Consider the following 25,208-nt stretch of genomic DNA (forward strand, 5'->3'; position numbering starts at 1 on the left):
GGAGTTTTATAACTTTGAAAAAGTCCTTGTTTTATCTTTTAATAGTCTGGGCTTTCGTTAATTTAAATTTTTCTTTTGTTTTTGGAAAAGAGATAAAATTTCTTATTTACTCAACTCAGATTTTGGGGAATTCTTTTCAAAAAGATATACTTAATTTTTATTTAGAAAATTTGAGAAAATCAATTATTGAAGAGGGGATCTCCTTTGAAACCAAGTTTTTCTCTCCTACGGAAGCACGAGCTTTGCTTAAAGCAGGAGCTTATGAAGCTATTGCAGAATTAAAAACAATAAATATAGATGATAAAATAAGTTTGGAATGGAAATTAATTTTACCAGAAAGAGAAAATCCCTATTATTTTAGTGTTTATGGAGATAAAGATAAAATAGATCAGCTTGTAAAAGAAACTGTCAATATTTTAAAAAGCCTTTTAGAAAAAAAAGAATTAGTAGAAAAAATTAGGATAAAAGGGAATCTTAGAATAGGAGAAGATCTCATTTTATCACATATAAGCACCAAACCAGGAGATATTCTGGATTATAAAAAACTTGATCAAGATCTAAGGTCAATTTATAAAATGGGATATTTTGAAAATATTGAGATAAAGATAGATAAAGGTACCAAAGGTGCTATTGTAACTTTTGAGGTTAAGGAAAATTCTTCAGTAAAAGAGGTTGTTTTTAAAGGAAATAAAGAAGTTAAAACAGAAGATTTAAAAAAGATTGTTAATATAGAGGAAGGGAAAATAGTTACTTCTAAAGATTTAGATAAGGCTCTTGAAAATATCAAGGCTTATTATGAGCAATTGGGTTATTCTGGAACAAAGGTTGTTATTACTTCTGAAAAGGTTTCTTCTGCTCAAATAAGATTAATATTTAATATAAAAGAAGGCAAAAAGAAGTATATAAAAAGAATAGAATTTGTAGGAAATAAAGCTTTTTCTGACAAAGAATTAAAAAGTCTTTTATCTATTTCAGAAAAAAGTATCTTTTCTCCAGTAAAAAAAATAGTTAAATATTTAAGGGCAATTGTTAATCCTGAACCTATTGCTGAACCAGGGGTTTATAATGTGGCTTTTCTTTACAGAGATCTGGGTAAAATAGAGACTTTTTATAAAAATCATGGCTATATAGATGTTAAAATAGGTGATCCTATTATTAAAGAAGAGCCTGATGGAGTTATTATAAAGATTCCTATAGATGAGGGCCCTCAATATAAAGTTGGAGAGATAAAAATTGAACAAGATTTATTCCCAGAGGACAAGCTTTATAACAAAATAAGAACCTCTTCTGGAAAGGTTTTTAGTCTTAAGACTTTATTAGAGGATAAAAATATTCTTAATCATCTTTTTGCAGATTATGGATATGCCTATGTTAAAATAGATACAGATATTCAAAAAGATGTAGAACATAAATTGGTTAATGTTACTTTTAAAATAGATAAAGGTCCGGTTGTTTATATAAATAGAATTGAGATAGAGGGAAATACCAAAACTCGCGATAAAGTAATTAGACGCCAAATTAGATTAGCAGAAGGATGGCCATATAGTGCCAGTAGATTAGAGGATAGCGAAATTAGATTAAGGCGACTTGGATTTTTTAAAGATTTAAAAATTGAGAAGGAAAAAGGTGCTAAAGAAAATGAATTAAATCTTAAAGTAAAAGTAAAAGAAATGCTTACAGGGACTTTCGGAATAGGAGGTGGTTATAGTTCTTATGATAAATTTATCATTATGTTTGATATAACAGAAAGAAATTTTCTTGGAAAAGGGCAAAGGGTTAATTTATCTGGTAGACTTGGAACAAGATCAAGTAGATATTCAATAAATTTTTATGATCCCTATTTTAGAGATACACGTTATTCCTTGGGTTGGTCTTTATATAATTTTGAACTTGAGTATGATGATTTTACTAAGGATACCAAAGGTGGTTCTATAAGAATAGGATATGATTTTACATCTTTACTTTCTGGTTATATAGGCTTTAGATACGATGATACTAAATTAAAAGATTTAAGTGATAATGTAGCGGAGATCATTTTAAAATCTAAAGATATAAATATAACTACTGCTTTTCAAAGTGGAATAGCCTATGATTCAAGAAATAGGTATTTTATGCCGACCAAAGGATGGTATCATAGATTGGATTTGGAATATGCAGGAAAAATTTTGGGAGGAGAAAGCAATTATTTAAAAATTGAAGGAGAGCATAGTGTTTACATGCCTATTTATAAAAAATTAATAGGGCATATAAGATTGGGATATGGGTATCTTACTGAGGGAGGAGCTCATAAAATACCTGTTTTTGAGAGGTTTTATTTAGGGGGTATAAATTCTGTAAGAGGCTATCAATATGGGGATATTTCTCCAAAAGATCCTGTTACAGATGATAAAATTGGTGGAACAAGAAAATTTTTTGTTCAAACAGAAGCTATTTTCCCTTTAATTGGAAGTATTAATTTAAATGGTGTGATTTTTTTTGACATGGGAAATGTATGGGATAAGAAGACAGGTTTTAAAAGTGCTGATTTAAGAAAAAGTATAGGAATAGGACTGAGGTGGCTTTCTCCTTTTGGTCCTTTAAGAATAGAATGGGGATATAACATAGATAAAAAGCCAGGAGATGATTTAAGTAACTTTAATTTCCAAATAGGTGGCCAGTTTTAATTTTTAATATCTAAAATTTAACACTGTCATAATTTTGACAAGGAAAAAATTTCCTTTATTTTAAATTCAAAATTTTTTCCATAAGCCAATATTTCTAAAATCCTTATCATTACTAACCTTAATATTACCACTTACGAAGTGGTAATATTAAGGTTAGGTATAATTTTTGATACTTAATAAATAGGAGGAAAAATGAATGGAATAAAAATAAATCCCCAATTAGGTTTGCTTGAAGCTTTGGAAGCTGCCCAATTACTTGATAGAAAACTTACTGTTACTACCAATAATTTAGCTAATGTAGATACTCCGGGGTATAAAGAAGATAGGCTTGAGTTTAAAGAAGTTTTGATGAAAAAAATAGGACCTAAGTATAGAAGAATTTTTAAAGAAACTACCCCCTATATAAATTTTGAACAGGGGGAACTGGAACCTACTGGAAATCCATTACATTTTGCTATTGTAGGAGAAGGTTTTTTTAAAGTACAAACACCCAATGGAGTTGCCTATACCCGGGCAGGAAACTTTACTTTGGATAATCGCAGAAGATTAGTAACTCCTCGAGGTTATCCTGTACTTGCTAATGGTGCTCCTATTATTATAGATCCTGGTATGGCTAAAGGCGGTCTTATTACTATGGAAAACTTAAGACTTCAGGTTTCTCCTGATGGAATCTTATCCATAGATGGAACAGAAATAGGAAAAATTGATGTGGTTATCTTTGATAATTTAAATAAAATCAAAAAATTAGGAGAAAATCTTTATATTTCTAACGGAGCACATGAAGTACCTGCTACTAATTATGAAATAAAACAGGGGTTTATTGAAAAATCTAATGTTAATCCTATTAAAGAGATGGTTAATTTAATAGAAATTCACAGAACATTTCAATCTATTCAAAAGTTTATTCAAGGTTGGGATGAAGCAACAGAGAGATTATTAAACACTGCTAATAGATAAGGAGGTTAAACATGATAAGAGCCTTATGGAGTGCAGCAACAGGAATGCAAGGGCAGCAACTTCAATTGGATGTAATAGCTAATAACCTTGCTAATGTGAATACCCCGGGCTTTAAGAAAAGTAGAATAGATTTTGAAGATTTATTTTATCAGAACTTAAAATTAGCAGGAGCTTTAACTGCTGATGGAACCCAAGTTCCTGTAGGTATGCAAATAGGATTAGGAGTTAGACCTGTAGCAGTATCAAAAATATTTACTCAAGGAGAATATCAACAAACTAATCAGGAACTTGATTGGGCTATAGAAGGAAGAGGGTTTTTTAAAGTTATAATGGGAGGAGAAGAATATTATACAAGAGCCGGTAATTTTAAAATTGACAGGGATGGATATATTGTTACTCCCGATGGAGCGAGGCTCCAACCAGAATTTGCAGTTCCTCAAGGTACTGTAAGAATTGAAGTCACTCCAGATGGGATTATTACAGCTCTTGGTCCTAATGGAGAAACTTTGGCTCAGGCTCAGCTCACTTTATATGATTTTCCAAATCCTGCAGGACTTTATGCTGTGGGAAGAAATTTATTTAGAGCAACTGATGCTGCTGGCGATGTTATTGAAGGTAATCCAGGACAAAATGGCTTTGGAACCATTGCTCAAGGGTATTTAGAAATGTCCAATGTAGATATAGTAGAAGAAATGGTAAAAATGATTATTACTCAAAGGGCTTATGAATCTAATTCTAAAGGCGTTCTTACAGCAGATCAACTTTTGGAAATGGCAAATAATCTAAAAAGATAGGAGTTTTAAGAAATGCTCAGGCTATTAGTTTTAATTTTTATAACTTTCCTTTTTATTCCGAGCTATTCAAAGGCAGAAAAATTTTACACTTATAAAGATTTTAAAAATATATTTTTAACAAAAATAAAAAAAGAACTTAATTGGGTAAAAGGAGGTAAAATAATTCTTCAACAGTTTAGAATAGAACCAGAGAATATACAAATTCCTAAAAGTGCAATCTATAAGATTAAATTTTTTTCTTCTCCTCATATAGGTTCTAATTTTATGGTGATAGCTTTTTATAAAAATAGCAAAAAAATTGGTATTGTTAGACTTTGGGGGTATGTAGAGGCTGAAGTTCCAGTGGTTGTGATAACAAAACCTTTAAATAACAAAGATATTATTACAAAAGAAGATGTAGTTTTAAAACTTAAGCCCCTTTCAAGATTGCCTCAGGATGTAATTACAGATAAAACAGAAGCTATAGGTAAACAGACTAAAATGAGTTTAAAACCAGGAACAATTTTAAGAAAATCTTATATAGACCTTCCTATTTTAGTAAAAATAAATCAGGAAATAGATATTATAGCAAGAGGTAAATACTTTGTGGTTAAAGCTAAAGGAAAAGCCTTGCAAAACGGAAGAAAAGGAGATGTTATAAAGGTAAAAAATTTAAGCAGTAGAAAAATTATATGGGCTAAAGTAATTTCTCCAGAAGAAGTGGAGGTAAATTTTTAATGAAGGGAAAATTTTTCCTATTGACTTTAGTATTTTTAATTCTTTGTGGATGTTGGGAATTTAATCCTAAAACACCTCCTTCACCTCCGCCTCCACCCAAGGTCTCTATTCCTGTAGAGGAAAGTCATTATTTAACAAAGGGCTCCCTTTATAAAGAAAATAAATTTTTATATGCTTATACTGATAAAAGAGCAAGATATGTAGGGGATATTCTTACTGTAAAAATTGTAGAAAATTATCAGAGTTCTACTACTGTTAGTCAAAAGAGTAGTAAAAGCAGTTCTTCTTCAGCAGGAATTGGAGCCTTCTTAGGATATGAAAATAAAATTAATAAAATTTTCCCTAATGCTAATTCTTCTAAACTTTTTGAGGGTTCTATGAGTTCTTCTACCTCTGGTCAGGGACAAATTTCTATGCAAAGCAAAATTATAGCTACTATAAGTGCCAGAGTAATAAAAGTATTACCAAATGGAAATTTAGTTATTCAAGGAGTAAGAACTATAAAGAGAAATAGAGATTTGGAATATATAACTATTACAGGAATTGTAAGACCAGAAGATATTGCTCCTGATAATTCTATTCTTTCAACACAAATTTCAGATGCCTATATAGAGTATAGTGGAAAGGGGCCGAATAGTGAGGCTACCAGTGGAGCAGGTGTTATTACAAGACTTTTACAACTATTTTGGCTGTTTTAGAGGGGTAATTATGAAAAGGGCTATATTAATGATGATAATATTTTTAATAATAACAAACCAGGCTTTTGCTGTGAGACTTAAAGATATCATGGATATAGAGGGAGTAAGAGGAAATTATTTAGTAGGCTATGGTTTGGTAGTAGGGCTTAAACAAACAGGAGATGGTGATCAGACCAAATTTACAGTTCAATCCATAGTGAATATGCTGGAAAGATTTGGAATAGTAGTTCCCAAGGCACAGGTAAAGCTTAAAAACGTAGCAGCAGTAATGGTAACAGCCTATTTGCCACCTTATGTTAAACCTGGTCAAAAAATTGATGTAGAGGTTTCAACTATAGGAGATGCCAAAAGTCTTCAAGGAGGAACTTTACTTATGACACCTTTGAGAGGTCCTGATGGAAAGGTTTATGCTATAGCTCAAGGACCGGTTTCTATAGGTGGTTTTGGAGCACGGGGTGCAGGTGCTCAAGCTCAAGTTAATCACCTTACCGCTGGTAAAATTCCTAATGGAGCTATTGTAGAAAGAGAAGTTCCAATGGAAAATTTAAATAATTTAAATGTTATTAATATTTCTTTAAGAACAGATGATTTCACTACAACTTCTCAAATTGTAGATACCATTAATTCATATCTTAGAGGTAATTATGCCAAAGCTTTGGATCTTAGAAATATAGCATTAAGAGTACCGCCGGCTTATAAAAATAAAGTGGTTCAACTTCTTGGAGAAATCGGAGATCTGGAAGTAATACCAGATAGTCCTGCTAAGGTAGTGATAGATGAGAAGACTGGAACAGTAATAATAGGAGAAAATGTGAGAATTTCTAAGGTTGCTGTAGCTCATGGAAATCTCAGTGTAGAAATAAAAGAAACGCCAGAGGTATACCAACCTTATCCTTTATCTCCTGGTCAAACTGCGATAGTACCCAGAACACAGATTAAAGCCAAAGAACAAAAGGCTAAACTCGTTATTTTAGAAGAAGGAGCCACTTTGGGAGAACTGGTAAGAGCTTTAAATGCTGTTGGAGCTACAGCAAGAGATCTTATTGCAATACTCCAAGCTCTAAAAGCAGCTGGTGCTTTACATGCAGAATTAATAATTATTTAAGGTGAGATAAAATGAAAGATTATGTGATTTATTATACAAATTTAAATCAACTTATAACTTTAAGTAAAAAAAATCCCAAAAAAGCTTTAAAAGAAGTTTGTGATGAGTTTGAATCTTTAATATGGTATGAAATTCTAAAAAAAATGGAGAATTCGGTTTTAAAAAGTGATTTGTTTCCTGAGACTTTGGAAAAGAAATTTTATCAAGATTATCTTTATCAGGAAATTGCTCGCTCTATATCCGGCCATCCAGGAAGTTTAGGAGACTACTTGTATAAAAGTTTTTTAAAAAGCAATTATTTTAAAAATTTTAAGAAAGTTATTAATTCATCCGATAAATAATATAAGGAGGGTAATTTTTTATGGTTAGAAGAGAACTTTTAGAACTTAGAGAGGTTTTAGAAGCAGAAAAAAAAGCTCTTATGAAAGGTGCTGTGGAAGAAATTCTTAAATGGGCTTCTTATAAAGCTCGCTTAGCTAATTTTTTAAAGGATAAAAATCTTACTCCTGAAGAGGAGGAGATACTAAAAGAAATTGCTGAAATAAATGAAAGAAATAAATTGATAATAGAAGCTGGATTAACTTTTGTAGAAGAGGCTTATAAATTTTTAACTCAGCTTTTATATAATAAAGAAAACTATGGGAATAATTTAGAAAATAGTCCAAGAGTTCTTTCTAAATCAGCTTAAGAGAGAAAGTATATGGCAGGATTGACAGGTGCATTAAATATTGCAAAAAATTCTTTACTTACTTTTCAGACTGCTTTGCAGACTATAAGCCATAATATTGCAAATGTTAATAATGAAAATTATAGTAGACAAAAAGTAGTGGAAACTACTTATCCTCCAAGTCCTTCTCCTGTAGGCCCTATCGGGTCTGGAGTGAAAATAGAAACTATAAAGCGTTATTTTGATTCTTTTTTAGAAAGAAATATTAACTTAAAGTTTACAGATTTTGGTCTGTATTCAGCTGAGGAGTCTGGGTTAACCATTTTGGAAAGTATTTTTAATGAGATAAAAGATGAATCAGGTCTTAGCAAGCTTTTGCAAAATTTTTGGAATTCTTGGCAGGCTCTTGCTGATAATCCAGAAAATCTGGCAGCACGCACACAAGTTGTAGAAAATGGAAAACTTATTACTGAAATTTTTAAAACCAAATTTCAAAGTTTAAAAGATCTGGAAAATCAAATTGGTCTGAAACTTAAAACTTTAGTAGATAGAATTAATAATATTGCTTCTGAGATTTCTAAACTTAATATTCAAATAACAGCCATGGAATCAGGTGGAAAATCAGCCAATGATTTGAGAGATCAAAGAGATGCTTTAATAAAGGAACTTTCTCAGCTTGCCTCTATTCAATACTTTGAAACTAAAGAAGGAGCTTTTAATGTAATTATTGGAAAGGGCTTCAATTTGGTAAACATAGATAGAACTTGGAAACTTGAGATTTCTGGAACAGATCTTTACTGGGTTTCTACTAATGGAGCTGAAATACCTTTAACAAGTAAAGAAATAAGCTCAGGAGAATTAGGAGGATGGTTAAGACTTTTGGAACAACTTTCAGATGAGTATAATTATGAATATGTATCTGGAAATAAAGTAGTGGTTAATTCAACCACAGGTAATTTAATCAGTGAGGATGATAAGTTGTCTGAATTTGGATTGAGTGGAACAGTTTCTTTTACAATTAATGGAACAGACCATTTTGGAAATAATATAAATCAAACTATTAGTTTTGATTTAACTACTAATCCAGATACTACTGTTAGAGATTTGTTAGATAAAATAGAAGAAGCCTATAATTTTACAGTCAAAGCTTATATAAAAAATGGTAGACTATTTATAGAGGATCAATTTAGAGGGCCTGGAAAACTAAGTTTTTCAATTAGTGGGTCCTCTCAGCTTGATTTCGGTTCTTTTGATGATCCCGCTTTTCAAAGAAGGGTTACAGAGCTTAATTTAGCAGGAAAACTTAAGCTTTTCGGAGAAGAATTAATTAAAGCCGTAAATGAGCTCCATACACAAGGTGTTGGATTAACTTTTTATGAAAAAGAATTGGAAGGAGCTTATTCAGCTAATCAGTATATTAAAGAACTTCCATATTTCTTGGATCTTAAAAAGGATTCCACTGGAAATAATTTAGCAGGATTTTTTTATATATGGATTAAAGATCCTGCTGGTAAAATAACACCTGTAAAAGTAGATTTGGATGGCTTAAGTATAAATTCTACCTTAGATGATTTGGCAAATCAAATAAATTCAGCTTTAAATGAAGCAGGATTTTATACAAATTCTACTACTTGGGATATAAGAGCTTATATAAGGAACGGAAAACTTGTTTTTCAAGTCCAAGATGGTTATGCTTTTGGTTTTTCAAATGACACCTCAGGTATACTTCTCTCTACAGGAATAAATCTTTTTTTCAATGGTGATGATCCAGCATCTGTTGAGGTAAATCCTTTTTTAATTCAAAAGCCTGAATTAATCGCTACAGGAAAAATGGATATTACAGCTTTCAGAAGCGAAAGACCTTTATTTGGAATCTTTAAAAGTAACAATACAGTAAATGCTTCTCAAACTTTTGCTATAGATCGTATTTACTTAAAATATTATAATAATAAAGGAGAAAATATTCCTATTTTTACAGAAAATCCTAATCAAGAAAAGTTCTTCTTTGTTCTAAAAAATAATATAACAGAAAATACTAAATTAACAGACTTAGGATTTAGAGAAGGGGATACTATAACTTTTTCCGGTGGTCTTCATGATGGAACTTTGGTTAGTAGCACATCTTTCACTATAGATTCTTTTAGCACTGTTCAAGATTTGATAAACCAAATAAAAACAGCTTTTAATAATAAAATAAATATAAATATTAAAAATGGATTGCTTGTTTTTGAAGATGAAACTACAGGAAGTAATAACTTTACTTTAACTATTTCTTCTAACAATACTTCAGCTTTTGAAACAAATTTTGGACCAGAATATAGATGGGATATAGATAGTAATATAGGTTATTATGTAGAGATTCCTATTAATTCTTCCTTATCAGCAACTCCGGATACCCTTGCAGACATTTCAAGTAAAATAGATAGACTTCCTTATATAAGATCTTATATAGATACTACTGGTTATTTAGTTATGACTCTTGAACATGATCAAACTACAGCATATGGATTTGAAATAGGAGAAAACTATATAGGAAGTGATACAATTAATTATTCTGATAGTTTTGTTCAATTATTAAACAATCAACAAATGTATATTCCAGCTTTTAGATGGGATGGAACTTCCAATCCTACAAGAGTTATTACAGGTTTTGAAGGAATTCCTTTAGATGTGAATAATAATGATTATATCCATTTTTACCTTTTTGATAAAAATGGAGAACCAATAGAAGATATAGATATAGATGGAGATGGTAATCCAGATCCATTCAGAATAAATCTTGATAATTTGGATAATATATTTTCGCTTTTAAAGGAGATAAATAATCCAAAAAATGTACAATATGGACTTTCAGCTTGTTTAGACAGAGAGGGAAGATTCATTGTAGAAACTACAGGACTTTATGATACCAAAACTTTCATTGTGCAGGATGAAATAGAAACAGCATCAAATACCTATGTTCAGGCTCCAAATAATCTGGGTTTGATAAATTATCTTAAAGGCTATGAATTTAAACGTGGAGATAACAGAACTGCACAAAGCATTGCTGATTTAAGCTCTACTACAAGAGAAAAATTGAATTATTCGTCCTTAGAGGATTATTATGCCAGCATGGTGGGGGAAATTGGTGCTGTGACAAAATCTGTTAAAGAAAATAAAAATTTTTTAGATACTTTGATTTCACAACTTAAAGCTATAAAAGATAGCATTTCAGGAGTTTCCTTAGATGAAGAGATGTCTAATTTGATAAAATATCAGCAAGCTTTTATGGCCTCTGCAAAAATTTTATCAACTGTAGAGGACATGTTTGAAGCCCTTATTAATGCTAAAAGATGATAAAAGAGGTATTTAAATGAGAATAGGGTTTAATACCAAGTTTAACAGCATTTTAGCAGATTTAAATCGTCTTTCTTCAGATATAAATCTGACTCAATTAAAAATTTCTTCTGGAAAGAATTTCCTTAACCCTTCTGATAATCCTTCTGATGTAGTTATAAGCCTTAATTATAAAAAAAGTATCGGAAAAATTAATAAATATCAACAAGCTATAAATGATGGACTTGCTTTTTTAAAATCTCAGGAATCTACATTAGGAAATGTACAGGATTTAATTGCGAGAGCTAAAGTTCTTGCTATTCAGGCAGCCAATGCTACTCAAGATAAAAATGCTCGTAAAGCTATAGCTAATGAGATAGATGGTATTTTAAAAAGTATTTTAGGTCTTGCTAATTCACAGCTTGGTGAAAAGTATTTATTTGCGGGTCAAAAAACAAGTGGTTATGCCTCTGGAGAAACACCTTTTGAATTAATTAAAGAAAGTCTTCCTGATGGACAGGTTATAGAAAAAGTTATTTACAATGGTTCAGTAGAAAATTTTGAGATAAGTTATGATAAAGATATGAAAATGGAACTTGGAGAAAATGGACAAAAGATTTTTATGGATTCAGGAATTTTTGAAACTCTTATAGGTTTAAAAAGAACATTAGAAGCTGATAATCAGGTAGATTATAATAAAGAACAATATGATATTCAAAAATTTATTGGAAAATTAGACAATATATATAGTTATATTTCTACTAAAAGAGACAAAATAGGTGCACAGATTTCACATTTAGAAACCAAGAAAAATCTCTATGAGGACTTTAAACAGACTTTGCAAAGTAATCTTGGAAATATAGAAAGTGCGGATCTTGCAGAACTTGCTACTAAAATGCAACAACTAACCATAGCTTATGATGCTGCACTTAGAGCAACTGCCATGGTTAGTGGTCTAAGCTTGGTTAGATATCTATAATCTACTCCAATCAGGGTAAAGAAAGTTTTTTCCTTTTATATATAAATAGCTTAAATTAGAATCAAGATGAATTAAATATAATCCTGTGCCTTTGGGACCCTTTCCATAGGCTATAATATAATCACCTGTAGGTGAAAAAGCAGGATCCTCAAGACTTCCAGGAAAAACTATCTCTTTTTTATTATGGCTATGTAAATTATATAAAACTATGAAAGTATATCCTCCACTTTTTGCCAGATAAAGTAAATAGTCTCCTTTTGGAGAAAATCTTGGAGAAGTATTATATCTCACAGCTTTTGAGATTCTATAACTTTTTAGTGTATTTAAATCTAAAAGATAAATTTTAGGTTTCCCTGTTCTTCTGTCATATACATACGCTAAAAATCTACCATCTTTTGAAACAGAACCTACTTGATAAACACCTTCGCCTCTTAGTAAAACTTTTAGGATTCCGGTTTTAATATTAAATTCATTTATACCAATTTTACTCTTATTTTCGATAGTTAAAAATATTTTTTCTCCATCAGAAGACCAAACAGGAGTGGAACAAAGACCTTTTATGAAAAAACTTTTTTTAATATGTGTTTTTAAGTCATAAATCTCTAAAAAATACCTTCTTTTTTTATAAATTAAATAAGCTAATTTATCTCCTTGTGGAGAAAATTTGGGAAATAAAATAAGAGGAGCAGTTGTTATAAGATGAGGATTTACCTTTGAAAAATCACTAATATAAAGCTTATCTCCATAAGAAGTTCTTTTTACAAAAACAATTTTAGAAAAAGCTAAACCTTTGTAATTACTTAATTTTTCTATTACTTTATTGCAAAGAGAATAAACAACCAAATAGGGATAACTAAGAGGTCCTTCTATTTTATAAGATTCTAAGACTTTATTTTCCAATTTATCCCATAATTCCGCCACCAAACAGACTTTATTTCCCTTTTTTTGAACAACGCCCTTTATTAAATACTCTTTATGAAAGGTTTTAATAAGCGGTGAATTGGAAGAAGCCAAAATGAAAATATGATAGTTTAAAAGTCTGATTAAAATAGGTGTAAGTTTATAAGAAAGTTTTTTATCTCCTTCAAAATAAGAAACTTTTACGACAATTTTGCTAAAAGAATAAGGTTCTACTGTAATTTTAGGAATTTCTTCAGAAAAAAGAAACTTGTTAAAAAATAGAAATAATACTATTACTAAGAAAAAAGACTTAAATTTCATAGGAACCGTTTTCCATTTTCACCACATCTTCAAATTTGATGTCCATTCCCAGAATACCTGTAATTTCTTCATATTTATCTCTTATAGGTGTAGAGATAGTTATACATAGGTTTGAAGTAATTTTTGATGTGTAAAATTTAGAGGTATAAGTTTTACCTGTTTTCATAGGTCTTATAAACCACTCTCTGTCTTCAAAAGTTTCTTTGCCAAAGAATTCTGCGAATTTTTTAGCATATTGAAAATCATTAGTTAATCCTATGATAGGTTTTCCTTCAGCATCTACTACATAAATAAATTGCACATAAGGATGATCCTCCAAAAATTTTTTCAAAACTTTTCTGATTTTAGCTGGATCTAAGGATCTCACATCTGGATCTTGAGCAAGATCTTCAATATATTTTGTCATTAGATTTATTACAAAATCTCTCAAATGATCTAATTCAGAGATAAATAATTCAGGTATATATTTTTTAGTATAATTGAGCATTTCTTCATTAGATATAGGAGTGATTCTTCCTTTTTCATACTCTTCCAGTATCTTTTTATAGATTTTAGCTACACCAGGATGCCTTTTATCAATCCTTTTATCTCCTTCCAAACCAAAGTGGGTATTAATCCAATAAGCAATACCTGCAGTTCCGCTTTTATCAGTAATAATAATTTGAATAGGTCTTTTAAGTAATTTCCAAGTATCAAAGGAATTATAAATTTCTTCATTTTTAATAATTCCATCAATATGAATACCTGCTTTAGTAGCATTAAACTCTTCTCCTACAAATGGTTGTCTGGTAGGTATTTTCTCATGAAGAATGTTTTTATAATAATTGGTAATATCTGTAATTACAGTAGTATCCATACCATCGGAAGTTCCTCTCAAAGAGATATATTCAAAAACCATAGCTTCTAAAGGTGTATTTCCGGTCCTTTCTCCTATACCAAGAAGAGACGTATTTACATAAGTACAACCATATAACCAGGCTACAGAGGCATTGATTACAGCTCTATAAAAATCGTTATGTCCATGCCATTCAAGAAGTTCTTCAGGAACTCCGGCTTCCTCTATAAAAGCTCTGATTAACTTAGGTACACTAATTGGAAGACAGGCTTCAGGATAAGGAACTCCTACTCCCAATGTATCACAAAGCCTTATTTTTATATCTATTCCACTTTCTTCTCTTAATTTCATAAGTTCTATAGCAAAGGGAATTACAAAGCCATATATATCAGCTCTTGTAACATCTTCAAAATGGCATCTCGGTCTTATTCCAAGAGATAAAGCTTCTTTAACAATAGCTAAATAATCTTCCATTGCCTGTTTTCTATTCTTTTTAAGCTTTAAAAAAATATGATAATCAGAACATGAAGTGAGAATTCCAGTTTCTTTAAGACCGGCTTCTTTGACCAATTTTAGATCTTCCTTTTTTGCTCTGATCCAACCTGTAATTTCAGGATATTTATACCCTAAGGCTAAACATCTTTCTAAAGCTTCTTTGTCCTTGGCAGTATATAAAAAGAATTCGGTTTTTCTAATTATTCCCTTAGGTCCACTTAATTTGCTTAAAAATTTATAAAGAGTTTCTATCTGTTCAGGAGTATAAGGAACTCTGGCTTGTTGACCATCTCTGAAGGTAGTATCTGTAATATAAAATTTTTCAGCAGGTTGAGGAGGAATGTATTTTCCATCAAAAAAGATTTTAGGAGGTTCTGAATAAGGAAAAAAGTCCTTGAAAAGATTTGGTGTATCTACATCTTTCAAAGGATAATTCTCTTTTTTAGGTTTGTATTTTAACATTCAGTCTCCTCCGTATTTAAAATATATTTTCCAAATATTAAAATTAAATAAGAAAAAATCAAGTTTTTAAAATTGAAAAAAAATTTTTTTATATTACCCCAAAAAGGGATTGACAAATATTTTTTTGGTAGAATTATATAATTTTTAATAAAACTCTAATTTATAATAAGAGGCAATTTATAAATGAATAACCCATTTAAAGTGAATCCAGCTTTTAGAACTTACCATGTAGAGTATGCTATAAGAGATATAGTAGAGGCTTCTAAAGAAGCAAAAAAGCAGGGAAAAGAGCTTATCTATTTAAATATTGGCGATCCTGTTCAATATGGATTTAAAACACCTGAGTCCATTTTAAAAGCGGTTTGCGAAGCTCTTTATAAGAACTACAACTCCTATTCTGATTCTGTAGGCGTTCCTGAGGCAGTTGATGCTATTAAAAGTTATGCTTTAAAAAAAGGAATTAAACCTCTAGATATATATGTCACTCAAGGCGCTTCAGAGGCTATAGAATTTGCAATAGCAGCTTTAATAAATCCTGGAGAGAATATTTTATTGCCTTGTCCGTGTTATCCTTTGTATCAGGCTATTGTGGCTAAATTTGAGATAGAGCCAAGATTTTACTTTTTAGATGAAGAAAACAATTGGGAACCAGATTTAGATAATATAGAAGCTTTAATAGATAAAAAAACTAAAGCCATAGCTATTATCAATCCTAATAATCCTACAGGAGCTATATATTCAAAAGAAACACTTGAAAAAATATTAGAAATAGCTAAAAAATATCAATTAGTTATTCTTTCTGATGAAATTTATGATCAGTTTATTTTAGAAGAAAATTTAGAGCATATTTCTATAGCTTCTTTAACTGATGAAATACCTGTAATTACTTTTAATGGTTTGTCTAAGAATTATTTTGCTCCTGGTTTTAGAATAGGCTGGGGTATTATTTCAGGTCCTAAAGAAATGCTAATAGATTATATAGAAGCTATCCATAAATTGTCCAGGACTCGACTCTGTGCCCCTCATCCCTTACAATTTGCTATCCCAGAGGCTTTAAATAATGAAAATGGATATATTAAACAGGTCATTAAAGACTTGCGTAAAAGAAGAGATTTGCTCGTTGATGGTTTAAACCAAATTTCACATATTTCCTGTGTTAAACCTTTGGGAGCTTTTTATGCTTTTCCAAGAATTGATATTTCAGATATAAGTGATTTAGAGTTCACAAAAAGGCTTATTCTTGAAGAAGGAGTCGTAGTGGTACATGGTAGTGGTTTTGGACAAAAACCAGGAACTAAACATTTTCGGATTATTTTTCTTCCTGAAGAAGAGAAATTAATCAAAGCTTTAGAAAAGATTGAAAAATTTGTGAAAAAAATTACTTCCTGATGAGAATTCCTTCAGTAAACGAATTAAAAGAAAAATATTCTCAGATTTATTCCAATTATCCAATTTCCTATTTCTTAGAACCAGCTCGCAGAGTAACTCAAATTATTAGAGAAAAATGGCAAAAAGGAGAATTAAAGAAATTGCACGATGTTTATTTAGAAAATTTAATGAAAAAAGTCTTTGAGGAATACGAAACTCCTTCTTTAAAAAGAGTTATTAATGCTACAGGAGTTGTTATACACACCAATTTAGGAAGATCACCTCTTTCAGAAGAAGCTATAAAAGAAATTGTTAAAATAGCTAAGTTTTACTCTAATTTAGAATTTGATTTAGAAAATGGAAAAAGAGGAAGTAGGTATGTTCATGTAGAGGAAATTTTAAAAGAAATTACAGGAGTAGAAGGTGCATTGGTAGTTAATAACAATGCTGCTGCAGTTTTAATTTCTCTTAATACCTTGGCATGTGGTAAAGAGGTTATTGTTTCTCGTGGAGAGCTTGTAGAAATTGGAGGTTCATTTAGAATACCAGAAGTTATGAAATGGGCAGGGTGTATCCTTAAAGAAGTAGGAACTACTAATAAGACCCATCTTTTTGATTATGAAAATGCTATTACAGAAAATACAGCTTTACTTTTAAAGGTCCATAAAAGTAATTTTGCTATAGTAGGTTTCTCTAAAGAGGTTTCCACTCAAGAGTTGGTCACTCTTGGTAAAAAATACGGATTACCTGTTATGGAAGATCTAGGAAGCGGATGTTTTGTAGACTTTTCTAAATATGGATATAAAAAGGAACCCACTGTTCAAGAAGTTTTAAAAGCAGGAATAGATATTGTTACTTTTTCTGGAGATAAACTTCTTGGAGCAACACAAGCAGGAATTATTCTTGGTAAAAAGGAGCTTATAGAAAAAATAAGAAGAAATCCTTTAAATCGTGCTTTAAGAATTGATAAACTTACTTTGGCAGGTCTTGAGGCTACTTTGCGTCTTTATAGAGATGAAAATCTGGCAGTAAAACATATTCCTGTTTTAAAAATGATTTTAACTCCTAAGGATGAATTAAAGAGAAAGGCATATAATCTCTGTAAGAAATTAAAAAAACTTAATATTCCAGAATTTGAATTTAAAATTGTAGAAACCGCTTCCAAAACAGGAGGTGGGGCTTTACCTACATTGGACTTACCTTCCTATGCTGTGGGAATATATTCTTCTAAATTTTCACCTCAAAGATTACAGAAAATTTTAAGAGATAATAAACCATCTATTATTGTAAGGATAGATGAGGATATTTTGTTAATTGATGTGAGATGTTTGTTTAAAGAAGATTATTTAGAAATAATTAAAGCTTTTGAAAGGATTAAAAATGAAATTGAAACAACCTCCTAATTTAGATTGGTTTCTTCCATCCTTAGGCAAGCTGGAATTTTTTAAGGGTTTAAATTGGAAGGAACTTTTTCAATATTCTACAGAGGAAATTTTAAAAAAATATGAGAGGGAGTCTAAGGATGGCTTGATTAATTTAGTTTTAGCTGAAAGATTTATTATTGAAAATATAGAAAATAATATTTATTCTAAAAAATTTTTGGAATTTGTTTTAGAAGATCACGAAGTTCGGGGAAATCTTATAGAATTGCCAGAAGAAGTTATTTATAAAGATTTAGAAAATTTTAATTTTATTAGATTGGAGGAAGATAAATTTTTTTATCCTTTAGAATGGGGTAATATTGGAAAATTATTAATAACTTTATGGAAAAAAGGGAAGTCTTTTTGGACGATAGAGGTAGTTTTAAAAAATAAGCAAGATTTAGAAAAAATAGAGAACTGGTTGAAGCTATCTAAAATTCTGAATTTTTCTTATCTTTCTCAAAAAACTTTGAAAATTTTACAGAAGTACTTACCAACTTTGGATCTAAAAATTTTAGAAGATTTAAATAGCAAATTTTTAACAGGATCCTTAGAGGTTTTAGCTTTAGTAGATTTTAATCATGAAATTCCTAAAGATGCAGAGAATTTTATAGATAATTCACAAAGATTTATCAAATCAAAAGATAAAATTTTATTTTTGGGAAAAACTTATCAAGAGATAGAAGTGATAGAAAAATTTTCCAAATTACCAGCTAAAATAGGGGTTTTGACTAAGGATTTATGGGAAAAATATAAAGCTGAAGAAGCCACACCTTTAAATTATTTAATAGGGGCTTTAGAACATGCTAAACGCCTTAATAATGAAAATATAATAATGTTTGAGGGTTTTACCTATCATGTGATAGGAGACCTTTATTATGAATGGGGAGATCTTTATAAAGCCCTTAAATATTATTCCTTAGCTAAGGAATATACCAAGCAACCTGTGGAACTTGCATTGAGTGAATCAGCAATTTATTATACTTTGGGAGATCTGGATGAAGCAGAAAAGATTTTGAAAGCTCAACTTTGTGGATGTTTAAAAGAGGATCCAATGGTGCATCATAATATAGGTTTAATTTATTTTAAAAAGGGAGAAACAGAAAAAGCTAAATTTCATTTTTATAAAGCCTATCTTTTGGAGCCGGAAAATCATGTATTTAGAGAATCTTTAATGAAATTTCTCTGGGATATAGAAGCTTATGAGGAGTTAGAAGAACTTTTAAATTCAGTTAAGAATCTTACAGATAAAGAAGAAATATTTCTTGGGAAACTTGCATTTTATAAAAAAGATTATAAAAAAGCTTTTGAATATCTTAAAAAAGTTTTTACTTATCCAGATAAAGATGGAGAAACTTTATTATTTTTGGCGTGGTTATACCTTTATTTTAATAAAGAAAAAGAAGTTTCCGAAATCTTATTAAAAGAGGCTAAAGGGGTTTTAAATAAAAAAGAGTTTGATAAAATTGCTAAAGAACTGGGGTTAAATTTAAAATGAAGTTAACAATTCTTGGTTCTGGAACAGGTTGGATACGGTTAGATAGAAATGCACCAGGGCATTTATTAGAAGCTGAAGATTTTTGTCTATTGCTTGATTGCGGTGCAGGTGTAATAAAACAAATTTTAAAATTGGGCAAAAAATTGGAAGACATTTCTGCTATATTTATTTCTCATTTTCATCCAGATCACGTTTCAGATTTGATTCCTTTCTTTTTTGCTACAAGATACAATTTGGGTTATAAAAGGATCTTACCTATCAATTTATATTCAGCTGAAGATTTTTCTATATTTTTTGAATTGTTAAAAAGAGCTTTTAATAACTGGGTAGAACCTCCAGAGGGATTATTAATAATTAATACCCTTCCTAAAAAGAAAAGTCATTCTTTTTTTATAGGTCCTTTTAGAGCATTTACTTCTCCTGTAAAGCATAATCCAGAAAGTTTGGCTATAAGGCTTGAATATAAAAATAAAAGTTTAGTTTATTCAGGAGATACAGGTTATTGTGAAGAGCTGATAGAACTTTCAAAATGTGCAGATTTATTACTTATAGAGTGTTCCAATTCCGAAGAAGTATATGTGGAACATCATTTATCTCCTCAAGATATTGCAGATATTGCAAAAAAGGCTAAAGTAAAAAGGGTGGTGTTGACCCATTTTTATCCTCATAGTGAGAAGGTAAATTTAGAGAGTTTTAAAAAGAAAGGTTTTTTAGGGGAAATAATTTTAGCAAAAGATTTAATGGAAATAAATTTGTAATTTTAAAGGGGGTAGACAGAATGGAGATAATTAAAATTACTTGGCAGAGATTTGTGAATGGAGATGGAGAAGTTATAGATAGATGTAACAAGACTTACTTAAATTTAGAAAAAGCTATTTTTAAATTAGAACCAGTGCTTTTAAATTTTGGAGTAAAACTTTGTTTTGAGAAAAAAAAGTTTACCTTATGAACTTATAAATGAATATCCAGATTTAAACAATACCATTTTAATAGATGACCAACCTATAGAAAAATTTGTAGAGATTAAAAAAGACAAATGTTTAAATATCTGTGGAAAATTTTGCCAAGAGGATTGCGAAGAAATAGATGAAGAGGTAATACCAGAACATTTAATTGTGACAGCTATTTTAAGTAGGGTAAAGGAAAGAGCTTTAAAATTACTTTATTAGGAGGAACTTTTAATTATGGATGGTTTAGATCCCAAGGTTTTGGCTAAGTTAAAAGAAAAAGTTCAGAAGGAACTTGCTCAAAGAGAAAGGGAAACTATAGAGTATTGGTTAAATGAACTTTTAAAAGTGTATCAAAAAAATCATCAGAGTTTATCAGAATTTAAAGCTGATATTCGTCAATTTATAGATAAAATGAGGAATAGATTAGAGATTTTAAAAACCAAAGGATATTAGGTGATAAATAATGGAATATATAAGCACTCGTGGTGAAATGTCAAAAATAAAATTTAAGGATACTGTCTTTGAAGGTCTTGCTCCTGATGGTGGATTAATTTTACCCGAAAAAATCCCTCAACTTTCAGAAAGAGAGATTGAAAAATTAAAGAAATTAAATTATCAAGAATTAGCTTTAGAAATTTTCAAGTATTATGTATCTGATATACCTGAAAATGAGCTAATAGAAATTATTCAAAGAGCTTATGCTAATTTTAGAGCAAGAGATATTACCCCAATAATTAAGATAGGAGATATTTATATTTTGGAGCTTTTTCATGGTCCCACTTGGGCTTTTAAGGATATAGCTTTGCAATTTTTAGGAGTTCTTTTTGAAAAACTACTTTTAGAAACAGGTAAAAAAATAAATATTTTAGGAGCTACCTCAGGAGATACAGGTTCAGCAGCTATTTATGGAGTAAAAGGTAAAAAAAATATTGCGATTTTTATTTTACATCCCTATAAAAGGGTTTCACAAGTTCAAGCTTTAATGATGACAACTGTAGCAGATCCTAATGTTTTTAATTTAGCTATTAAAGGGACTTTTGATGATTGCCAAGCTATAGTTAAGACCATTTTTATGGATTTGAATTTTAAAAGAAAGTATAATCTTACTGCTATTAATTCTATCAACTGGGCAAGAGTAATGGCTCAAATAGTTTATTACTTCTGGGCTTATTTTAGAGTAACAGAAATAGAAAAAGTGGAACAGGTAAGAATTGCTGTTCCTACAGGGAATTTCGGAGATATTTTTGCAGGGTATTTAGCAAAAAGAATGCTTGGGGATAAAAGAATTGAAAAATTGATTTTAGCTACAAATGAAAATGATATTCTTTATAGATTTGTTAATTACGGAGATTATTCTGTAACAACAGTTAAACCTACTATCAGCCCTTCTATGGATATTCAGATTGCCAGCAATTTTGAAAGATATCTTTATTATTTTTATAATGAAGACTCAAATAAAGTTAAAGAGGCTATGGAAAAATTTGTTAAAGAAAAAGCTTTGAAATTTTCTGAAGAAGAAATAAAGCGTGTGCAGGAGGATTTTTTTTCTGAAAGGGTTACAGAAAAAGAAACTTATAAAATGATCAAAGATTTTTATGAAAAAACTGGTTATATTTTAGATCCTCATACAGCAGTGGGAGTAAGAGCAGGTTTTAGATTTAAAGAGAATTATCCTATGATTTGTTTAGCTACTGCGCATCCAGCAAAATTTCCAGATACAGTGAGTAAAGCTTTGGGTTTTGAAATTGATCTTCCAGAAGAGATTGAGAAATTCTTTAGTCTTCCTCAGAGATATGAAGTATTACCAGCTGATATAGAAAAGGTAAAAGAGTTTATTAATCAAAAGGCTATTCAATAAATAAAATTATTTTTTGAAAGTTCTTATGAAATTTAATAGATTGTGGATAGGAATAATATTATTATTTTTAATAAGTGGCTTATGGTATATTGTAAATAGATCCAATTTTATAAATGAGATTTTAGGTTTTGGTTTAAAACCTATATGGAAAGGAATTTCCTTTTCAGGGAGTGAAAGCCGCAGTTTTTTTGAACATTATCTTTTTTTAATTAATTTAAAAAAGGATAATGAAAGGTTAAAACAGGAAGTTTTAATATTAAAATCTCAACTTGCTCAATATAAAGAAAGAGAAAGAATTTATAAGAAATTAGAAAATTTTTACAAAATTTCATTTAATCTTAAATACCCTAAAGTTGCAGCTCAAGTTATTTATAAACCATTAGATCCCTTTTCTGGAATAATTTTTATAGATAAAGGTAGTAAAAATGGTATTATGCCTCAAATGCCAGTTTTAGCTGCTGCAGGTGGTGAAGCTGTAGCATTAATAGGGCAAGTAGTAGAGGTTTATAAAAGTTGGAGTAAAGTGATACTTTTAACCCATCCTTCTTTTGCTGCAGATGTAAAGATTATAAGAACAGGAGATAGAGGAATTTTAAAAGGAAAAGCCGAGAAGTATTGTGATTTACAATATTTACCATCTACAGCGGATGTAAAACCAGGAGATGAAGTAATAACCTCAGGACAAGATGCTTTATTTCCTAAGGGTTTGTTAGTAGGTAAAGTAATTAGAGTTGGAAGGGATCCATCACAAGCCGTTTTTAAATTGGCAGAAGTAGCACCCTTAGTAGATTTTCATAATTTAGATTTGGTTTTTGTACTTTTAAAAATTCCTGAAATACCATTATAATAATGAATTTTAAAGATTTTGTTTTTATATTTTTACCTTTATTTTTTCTGTCTTTGTTTGCTAAAATTTTTTTTACTAATTTTTTTTTAGTTTATCCTGGAAATATTCTTTTTTCCTTAGCTATAGCTACTTTAACTTTTGTAGATTCAGGTTTATGTTTATATTTTTTTCTTTTTATATTAGGCTATATAACTGGATTAGATAATAATTTAGAATTCTTAACAAGTTTATATTTTTTATCAATTTTATTGATATGGAAAAAACTAAAAACAATTTTACAATTAGAGATTTCTAAAACTAGATTATATTGGTGGTTAGTTAATATACTTTTATTTTTAACATTTCAAAATTTAATATATTTTTATCGGTTAGATGCACCTATAGATTGGGAAATAATTGAAAATATTATAATAAAAAATATTTATTATTTAACAATAACCTTATTATGGATTTTAATTTTTTATCGCATTTTGAAGAGCCTGTTGAATAAAGAAGATGAAAAAAGATAAGGACATAGAAAAATTTTTAATAAGAGATTTTAAAGAAGCTAAGCAAAAGATTTTAAAAGCTTATTTTTGGGAAAATAGAATAGCTTGGGCTAAAGCTTTGATATTAGTTATTTTTCTAATTCTTTGGGGTAGAATTTTTTATCTTCAGATTATAAGACATGGATATTATTATAAAAAAGCTAAGGAAAGATCTATAGTAACTTATGTAGTAAAAGCCCCCAGGGGTCAGATTATTACTTCAGATGGTGTAATAGTTGCTACTAATAAAGCAGTATTTCAGCTTTATGTAGATGTGAATGTTATCAAAAATAAAGAAGATGAAATTTTGTATAAACTTAGCAAACTTTTGGGAGAAGACTTAGGAAATTTAAAAGAGAAATATTATTTAGAAAAAAAGAAATGTTGGGGTAGGGTTTTATTGAAAAAAGATTTAAGATGGGATGAAATAGCTAAAATAATGGTAAGGCTTTATTACTTACCTGGAGTTATAGTAGAGGTTGAATCAGAAAGATATTATCCTTATAAAGATATTTATTTTCATTTAATTGGATATGTTTCAAGGATTACCAAAAAAGAATATCTTAGATTAAAAGATAAAGGATATTCTATAGAAGATTTTATAGGTAAAAGAGGTATAGAAAAAGCTTATGAAAGTTATTTAAAAGGAAAGAACGGGTTTATAGAGATTGAAAGAGATGCTTATGGACGTTTAGGTAGGATAGTAGCAAGGCACAAACCTATACCTGGAAAAGATTTAATTCTGACTATAAATCATAAGTTACAAATGGAGGCTTATAAGCTTTTAAAAGGAAAAAGAGGTGCTATAGTAGCTTTATCTCCTGAAAATGGAGCAATTTTGGCTATGGTAAGCAGTCCTTCTCTTAATCCTCAAAAATTTGTAGAGGGATTTAACCCCAAGGAATGGAAAAGGGTGATTTTATCCAAGAAAAAACCTTTCTTAAACAGGGCTTTGAGTGCTTATCCGCCTGGTTCTACTTATAAGGTTGTTACAGCTTTGGCTGCTCTACAAAACGGTATTATAAAAGATATTAGTCAAACTTACTTTTGCCCTGGGTTTTTTAAATATGGAAAAAGAATATTTAGATGTTGGAAATTTAAAGGACATGGTAATGTTAATTTAATAAAAGCTATTTCAGAATCCTGCGATGTATATTTTTATAATATAGCTACTAAGTTGGATATAGATTATTTAGCAAAATTTAGCAGGAAATTGGGGTTAGGTGAAAAAGTTTTAAATTGGCCTGAAGAAAAAGAAGGTCTGGTTCCTGATAGAGAATGGAAGATAAAGAACAAAAAAGAGCCTTGGTATCCAGGGGATACAATAAATACAAGTATAGGCCAAGGAGATTTACTTGTTACACCTATACAATTAGTCAGATTATATATGGTTATAGCTAACGGAGGATATCTTTATAAGGCTTATTTGGTTAAAGCAATAAAAGATTTAAGAGGTAAAACCATAAAATTTAATCCTGTGATTGAGAGAAAGATAAATATTAATCCACGATATTTATCTTGGATAAGAAGAGGGCTTATAGAAGCTGTTAAATCAGGAACTGGAAAGGAAGCTTTTATTCCGGAATTGTTAGTAGCTGGAAAAACAGGTACAGCACAGGTAACTTCCAAGAATTCTCGTTTGGAATACCATGCTTGGTTTGTTAGTTATGCAGGGAGAGACAAACCCGAAATTGTGACTGTTGTATTTATAGAACATGGAGGGCATGGAGGTTCTTCTGCAGCTCCTATTGCTCGTGAAATTTACAAAGCTTATTTCAATATAAATGAATTTTCTGATTCTATAAATGGATTTCAAAAGAAAGATCAATAG

The 25,208-nt window shown here is 30.0% G+C and carries 23 protein-coding genes; 21 read left to right on the forward strand and 2 right to left on the reverse strand.

Annotated features, from left to right (window positions below; translation table 11 throughout):
- The first annotated feature begins 14 nt into the window (after positions 1-14).
- From bamA to flgL, 10 genes are all read left to right on the forward strand, one after another.
- Entirely contained in the window at positions 15-2,663 is a 2,649-nt protein-coding gene (gene bamA / locus CC87_RS02905; RefSeq protein ID WP_038055961.1) for an outer membrane protein assembly factor BamA, read from the forward strand.
- A gap of 192 nt (positions 2,664-2,855) precedes the next feature.
- On the forward strand, positions 2,856-3,620 hold the full coding sequence (flgF, locus tag CC87_RS02910) for a flagellar basal-body rod protein FlgF (RefSeq protein WP_038055968.1): 765 nt from the start codon (positions 2,856-2,858) through the stop codon (positions 3,618-3,620).
- Positions 3,621-3,631: 11 nt separating this feature from the next.
- A complete protein-coding gene (flgG, locus tag CC87_RS02915; RefSeq protein WP_038055969.1) occupies positions 3,632-4,414 on the forward strand; it encodes a flagellar basal-body rod protein FlgG in 783 nt (260 codons plus the stop codon).
- 12 nt (positions 4,415-4,426) lie between these two features.
- Positions 4,427-5,131: a flagellar basal body P-ring formation chaperone FlgA gene (gene flgA / locus CC87_RS08585; protein WP_051920477.1), complete on the forward strand. Its 705-nt coding sequence runs from the start codon at positions 4,427-4,429 to the stop codon at positions 5,129-5,131.
- Positions 5,131-5,829: a flagellar basal body L-ring protein FlgH gene (locus CC87_RS02925; protein WP_051920479.1), complete on the forward strand. Its 699-nt coding sequence runs from the start codon at positions 5,131-5,133 to the stop codon at positions 5,827-5,829. Before flgA ends, CC87_RS02925 begins: the two co-directional genes overlap by 1 nt.
- Positions 5,830-5,839: 10 nt before the next feature.
- Complete coding sequence (locus tag CC87_RS02930; RefSeq protein WP_084222172.1) at positions 5,840-6,934, forward strand: flagellar basal body P-ring protein FlgI; 1,095 nt, start codon at positions 5,840-5,842, stop codon at positions 6,932-6,934.
- An 11-nt stretch (positions 6,935-6,945) separates the two neighbouring features.
- A complete protein-coding gene (locus tag CC87_RS02935; RefSeq protein WP_038055970.1) occupies positions 6,946-7,275 on the forward strand; it encodes a rod-binding protein in 330 nt (109 codons plus the stop codon).
- A gap of 20 nt (positions 7,276-7,295) precedes the next feature.
- Positions 7,296-7,622, forward strand: coding sequence for a hypothetical protein (locus CC87_RS02940; RefSeq protein ID WP_038055973.1), 327 nt, complete (start codon positions 7,296-7,298; stop codon positions 7,620-7,622).
- 12 nt (positions 7,623-7,634) lie between these two features.
- Complete coding sequence (flgK, locus tag CC87_RS02945; protein ID WP_038055976.1) at positions 7,635-10,937, forward strand: flagellar hook-associated protein FlgK; 3,303 nt, start codon at positions 7,635-7,637, stop codon at positions 10,935-10,937.
- 16 nt (positions 10,938-10,953) lie between these two features.
- The gene (flgL, locus tag CC87_RS02950) at positions 10,954-11,895 is read left to right on the forward strand and encodes a flagellar hook-associated protein FlgL (RefSeq protein WP_038055978.1); all 942 of its coding nucleotides are present in this window, start codon (positions 10,954-10,956) and stop codon (positions 11,893-11,895) included.
- On the opposite strand, the gene CC87_RS02955 is transcribed toward flgL, so the two are convergent.
- Together CC87_RS02955 and CC87_RS02960 are read right to left on the reverse strand one after the other, a co-directional pair.
- On the reverse strand, positions 11,890-13,116 hold the full coding sequence (locus CC87_RS02955; RefSeq protein WP_038055980.1) for a TolB-like translocation protein: 1,227 nt from the start codon (positions 13,114-13,116) through the stop codon (positions 11,890-11,892). The two genes, flgL and CC87_RS02955, sit on opposite strands and share 6 nt — an antisense overlap.
- Positions 13,106-14,908 (reverse strand): triose-phosphate isomerase, encoded by a 1,803-nt coding sequence (locus CC87_RS02960; protein ID WP_038055981.1) that lies wholly within the window; start codon positions 14,906-14,908, stop codon positions 13,106-13,108. Before CC87_RS02960 ends, CC87_RS02955 begins: the two co-directional genes overlap by 11 nt.
- Positions 14,909-15,091: 183 nt before the next feature.
- Between CC87_RS02960 and CC87_RS02965 the strand changes: the two genes are divergently transcribed.
- The 11 genes from CC87_RS02965 to mrdA are packed head-to-tail and all read left to right on the forward strand — an operon-like array spanning position 15,092 to position 25,208.
- Positions 15,092-16,297, forward strand: coding sequence for an aminotransferase class I/II-fold pyridoxal phosphate-dependent enzyme (locus tag CC87_RS02965; RefSeq protein ID WP_038055984.1), 1,206 nt, complete (start codon positions 15,092-15,094; stop codon positions 16,295-16,297).
- Complete coding sequence (selA, locus tag CC87_RS02970; RefSeq protein ID WP_038055986.1) at positions 16,297-17,679, forward strand: L-seryl-tRNA(Sec) selenium transferase; 1,383 nt, start codon at positions 16,297-16,299, stop codon at positions 17,677-17,679. Before CC87_RS02965 ends, selA begins: the two co-directional genes overlap by 1 nt.
- Positions 17,657-19,195: a tetratricopeptide repeat protein gene (locus CC87_RS02975; RefSeq protein WP_038055989.1), complete on the forward strand. Its 1,539-nt coding sequence runs from the start codon at positions 17,657-17,659 to the stop codon at positions 19,193-19,195. Before selA ends, CC87_RS02975 begins: the two co-directional genes overlap by 23 nt.
- Positions 19,192-19,953 (forward strand): MBL fold metallo-hydrolase, encoded by a 762-nt coding sequence (locus tag CC87_RS02980; RefSeq protein ID WP_038055992.1) that lies wholly within the window; start codon positions 19,192-19,194, stop codon positions 19,951-19,953. Before CC87_RS02975 ends, CC87_RS02980 begins: the two co-directional genes overlap by 4 nt.
- Positions 19,954-19,973: 20 nt before the next feature.
- Positions 19,974-20,144 (forward strand): DUF2703 domain-containing protein, encoded by a 171-nt coding sequence (locus CC87_RS08850; protein ID WP_084222173.1) that lies wholly within the window; start codon positions 19,974-19,976, stop codon positions 20,142-20,144.
- On the forward strand, positions 20,119-20,364 hold the full coding sequence (locus tag CC87_RS02985) for a DUF2703 domain-containing protein (protein ID WP_038055995.1): 246 nt from the start codon (positions 20,119-20,121) through the stop codon (positions 20,362-20,364). The genes CC87_RS08850 and CC87_RS02985 overlap by 26 nt, the downstream gene beginning before the upstream one ends.
- A gap of 15 nt (positions 20,365-20,379) precedes the next feature.
- Positions 20,380-20,598 (forward strand): hypothetical protein, encoded by a 219-nt coding sequence (locus tag CC87_RS02990; protein ID WP_038055998.1) that lies wholly within the window; start codon positions 20,380-20,382, stop codon positions 20,596-20,598.
- A gap of 10 nt (positions 20,599-20,608) precedes the next feature.
- A complete protein-coding gene (thrC, locus tag CC87_RS02995; protein ID WP_038056000.1) occupies positions 20,609-22,003 on the forward strand; it encodes a threonine synthase in 1,395 nt (464 codons plus the stop codon).
- Positions 22,004-22,028: 25 nt separating this feature from the next.
- The gene (gene mreC, locus CC87_RS03000; RefSeq protein ID WP_156955568.1) at positions 22,029-22,850 is read left to right on the forward strand and encodes a rod shape-determining protein MreC; all 822 of its coding nucleotides are present in this window, start codon (positions 22,029-22,031) and stop codon (positions 22,848-22,850) included.
- 2 nt (positions 22,851-22,852) lie between these two features.
- The gene (locus CC87_RS03005; RefSeq protein ID WP_038056005.1) at positions 22,853-23,359 is read left to right on the forward strand and encodes a hypothetical protein; all 507 of its coding nucleotides are present in this window, start codon (positions 22,853-22,855) and stop codon (positions 23,357-23,359) included.
- Positions 23,346-25,208 carry a penicillin-binding protein 2 gene (mrdA, locus tag CC87_RS03010; RefSeq protein WP_051920481.1) on the forward strand — a complete coding sequence of 621 codons (1,863 nt, stop codon included), beginning with the start codon at positions 23,346-23,348 and terminating at the stop codon, positions 25,206-25,208. The genes CC87_RS03005 and mrdA overlap by 14 nt, the downstream gene beginning before the upstream one ends.

This window comes from Thermodesulfobacterium hydrogeniphilum, from assembly GCF_000746255.1.
In the GTDB taxonomy this organism is placed as follows: domain Bacteria; phylum Desulfobacterota; class Thermodesulfobacteria; order Thermodesulfobacteriales; family Thermodesulfobacteriaceae; genus Thermodesulfobacterium; species Thermodesulfobacterium hydrogeniphilum.

What these genes read in the sequence shown, in the direction of transcription:
- flgF (WP_038055968.1), top strand. Translation starts at nt 2,856, where the DNA reads ATGAATGGAATAAAAATAAATCCCCAATTAGGTTTGCTTGAAGCTTTG.
- flgG (WP_038055969.1), top strand. Translation starts at nt 3,632, where the DNA reads ATGATAAGAGCCTTATGGAGTGCAGCAACAGGAATGCAAGGGCAGCAA.
- flgA (WP_051920477.1), top strand. Translation starts at nt 4,427, where the DNA reads ATGCTCAGGCTATTAGTTTTAATTTTTATAACTTTCCTTTTTATTCCG.
- CC87_RS02925 (WP_051920479.1), top strand. Translation starts at nt 5,131, where the DNA reads ATGAAGGGAAAATTTTTCCTATTGACTTTAGTATTTTTAATTCTTTGT.
- CC87_RS02930 (WP_084222172.1), top strand. Translation starts at nt 5,840, where the DNA reads ATGAAAAGGGCTATATTAATGATGATAATATTTTTAATAATAACAAAC.
- CC87_RS02935 (WP_038055970.1), top strand. Translation starts at nt 6,946, where the DNA reads ATGAAAGATTATGTGATTTATTATACAAATTTAAATCAACTTATAACT.
- CC87_RS02940 (WP_038055973.1), top strand. Translation starts at nt 7,296, where the DNA reads ATGGTTAGAAGAGAACTTTTAGAACTTAGAGAGGTTTTAGAAGCAGAA.
- flgK (WP_038055976.1), top strand. Translation starts at nt 7,635, where the DNA reads ATGGCAGGATTGACAGGTGCATTAAATATTGCAAAAAATTCTTTACTT.
- flgL (WP_038055978.1), top strand. Translation starts at nt 10,954, where the DNA reads ATGAGAATAGGGTTTAATACCAAGTTTAACAGCATTTTAGCAGATTTA.
- CC87_RS02955 (WP_038055980.1), bottom strand. Translation starts at nt 13,116, where the DNA reads ATGAAATTTAAGTCTTTTTTCTTAGTAATAGTATTATTTCTATTTTTT.
- CC87_RS02960 (WP_038055981.1), bottom strand. Translation starts at nt 14,908, where the DNA reads ATGTTAAAATACAAACCTAAAAAAGAGAATTATCCTTTGAAAGATGTA.
- CC87_RS02965 (WP_038055984.1), top strand. Translation starts at nt 15,092, where the DNA reads ATGAATAACCCATTTAAAGTGAATCCAGCTTTTAGAACTTACCATGTA.
- selA (WP_038055986.1), top strand. Translation starts at nt 16,297, where the DNA reads ATGAGAATTCCTTCAGTAAACGAATTAAAAGAAAAATATTCTCAGATT.
- CC87_RS02975 (WP_038055989.1), top strand. Translation starts at nt 17,657, where the DNA reads ATGAAATTGAAACAACCTCCTAATTTAGATTGGTTTCTTCCATCCTTA.
- CC87_RS02980 (WP_038055992.1), top strand. Translation starts at nt 19,192, where the DNA reads ATGAAGTTAACAATTCTTGGTTCTGGAACAGGTTGGATACGGTTAGAT.
- CC87_RS08850 (WP_084222173.1), top strand. Translation starts at nt 19,974, where the DNA reads ATGGAGATAATTAAAATTACTTGGCAGAGATTTGTGAATGGAGATGGA.
- CC87_RS02990 (WP_038055998.1), top strand. Translation starts at nt 20,380, where the DNA reads ATGGATGGTTTAGATCCCAAGGTTTTGGCTAAGTTAAAAGAAAAAGTT.
- thrC (WP_038056000.1), top strand. Translation starts at nt 20,609, where the DNA reads ATGGAATATATAAGCACTCGTGGTGAAATGTCAAAAATAAAATTTAAG.
- mreC (WP_156955568.1), top strand. Translation starts at nt 22,029, where the DNA reads ATGAAATTTAATAGATTGTGGATAGGAATAATATTATTATTTTTAATA.
- CC87_RS03005 (WP_038056005.1), top strand. Translation starts at nt 22,853, where the DNA reads ATGAATTTTAAAGATTTTGTTTTTATATTTTTACCTTTATTTTTTCTG.
- mrdA (WP_051920481.1), top strand. Translation starts at nt 23,346, where the DNA reads ATGAAAAAAGATAAGGACATAGAAAAATTTTTAATAAGAGATTTTAAA.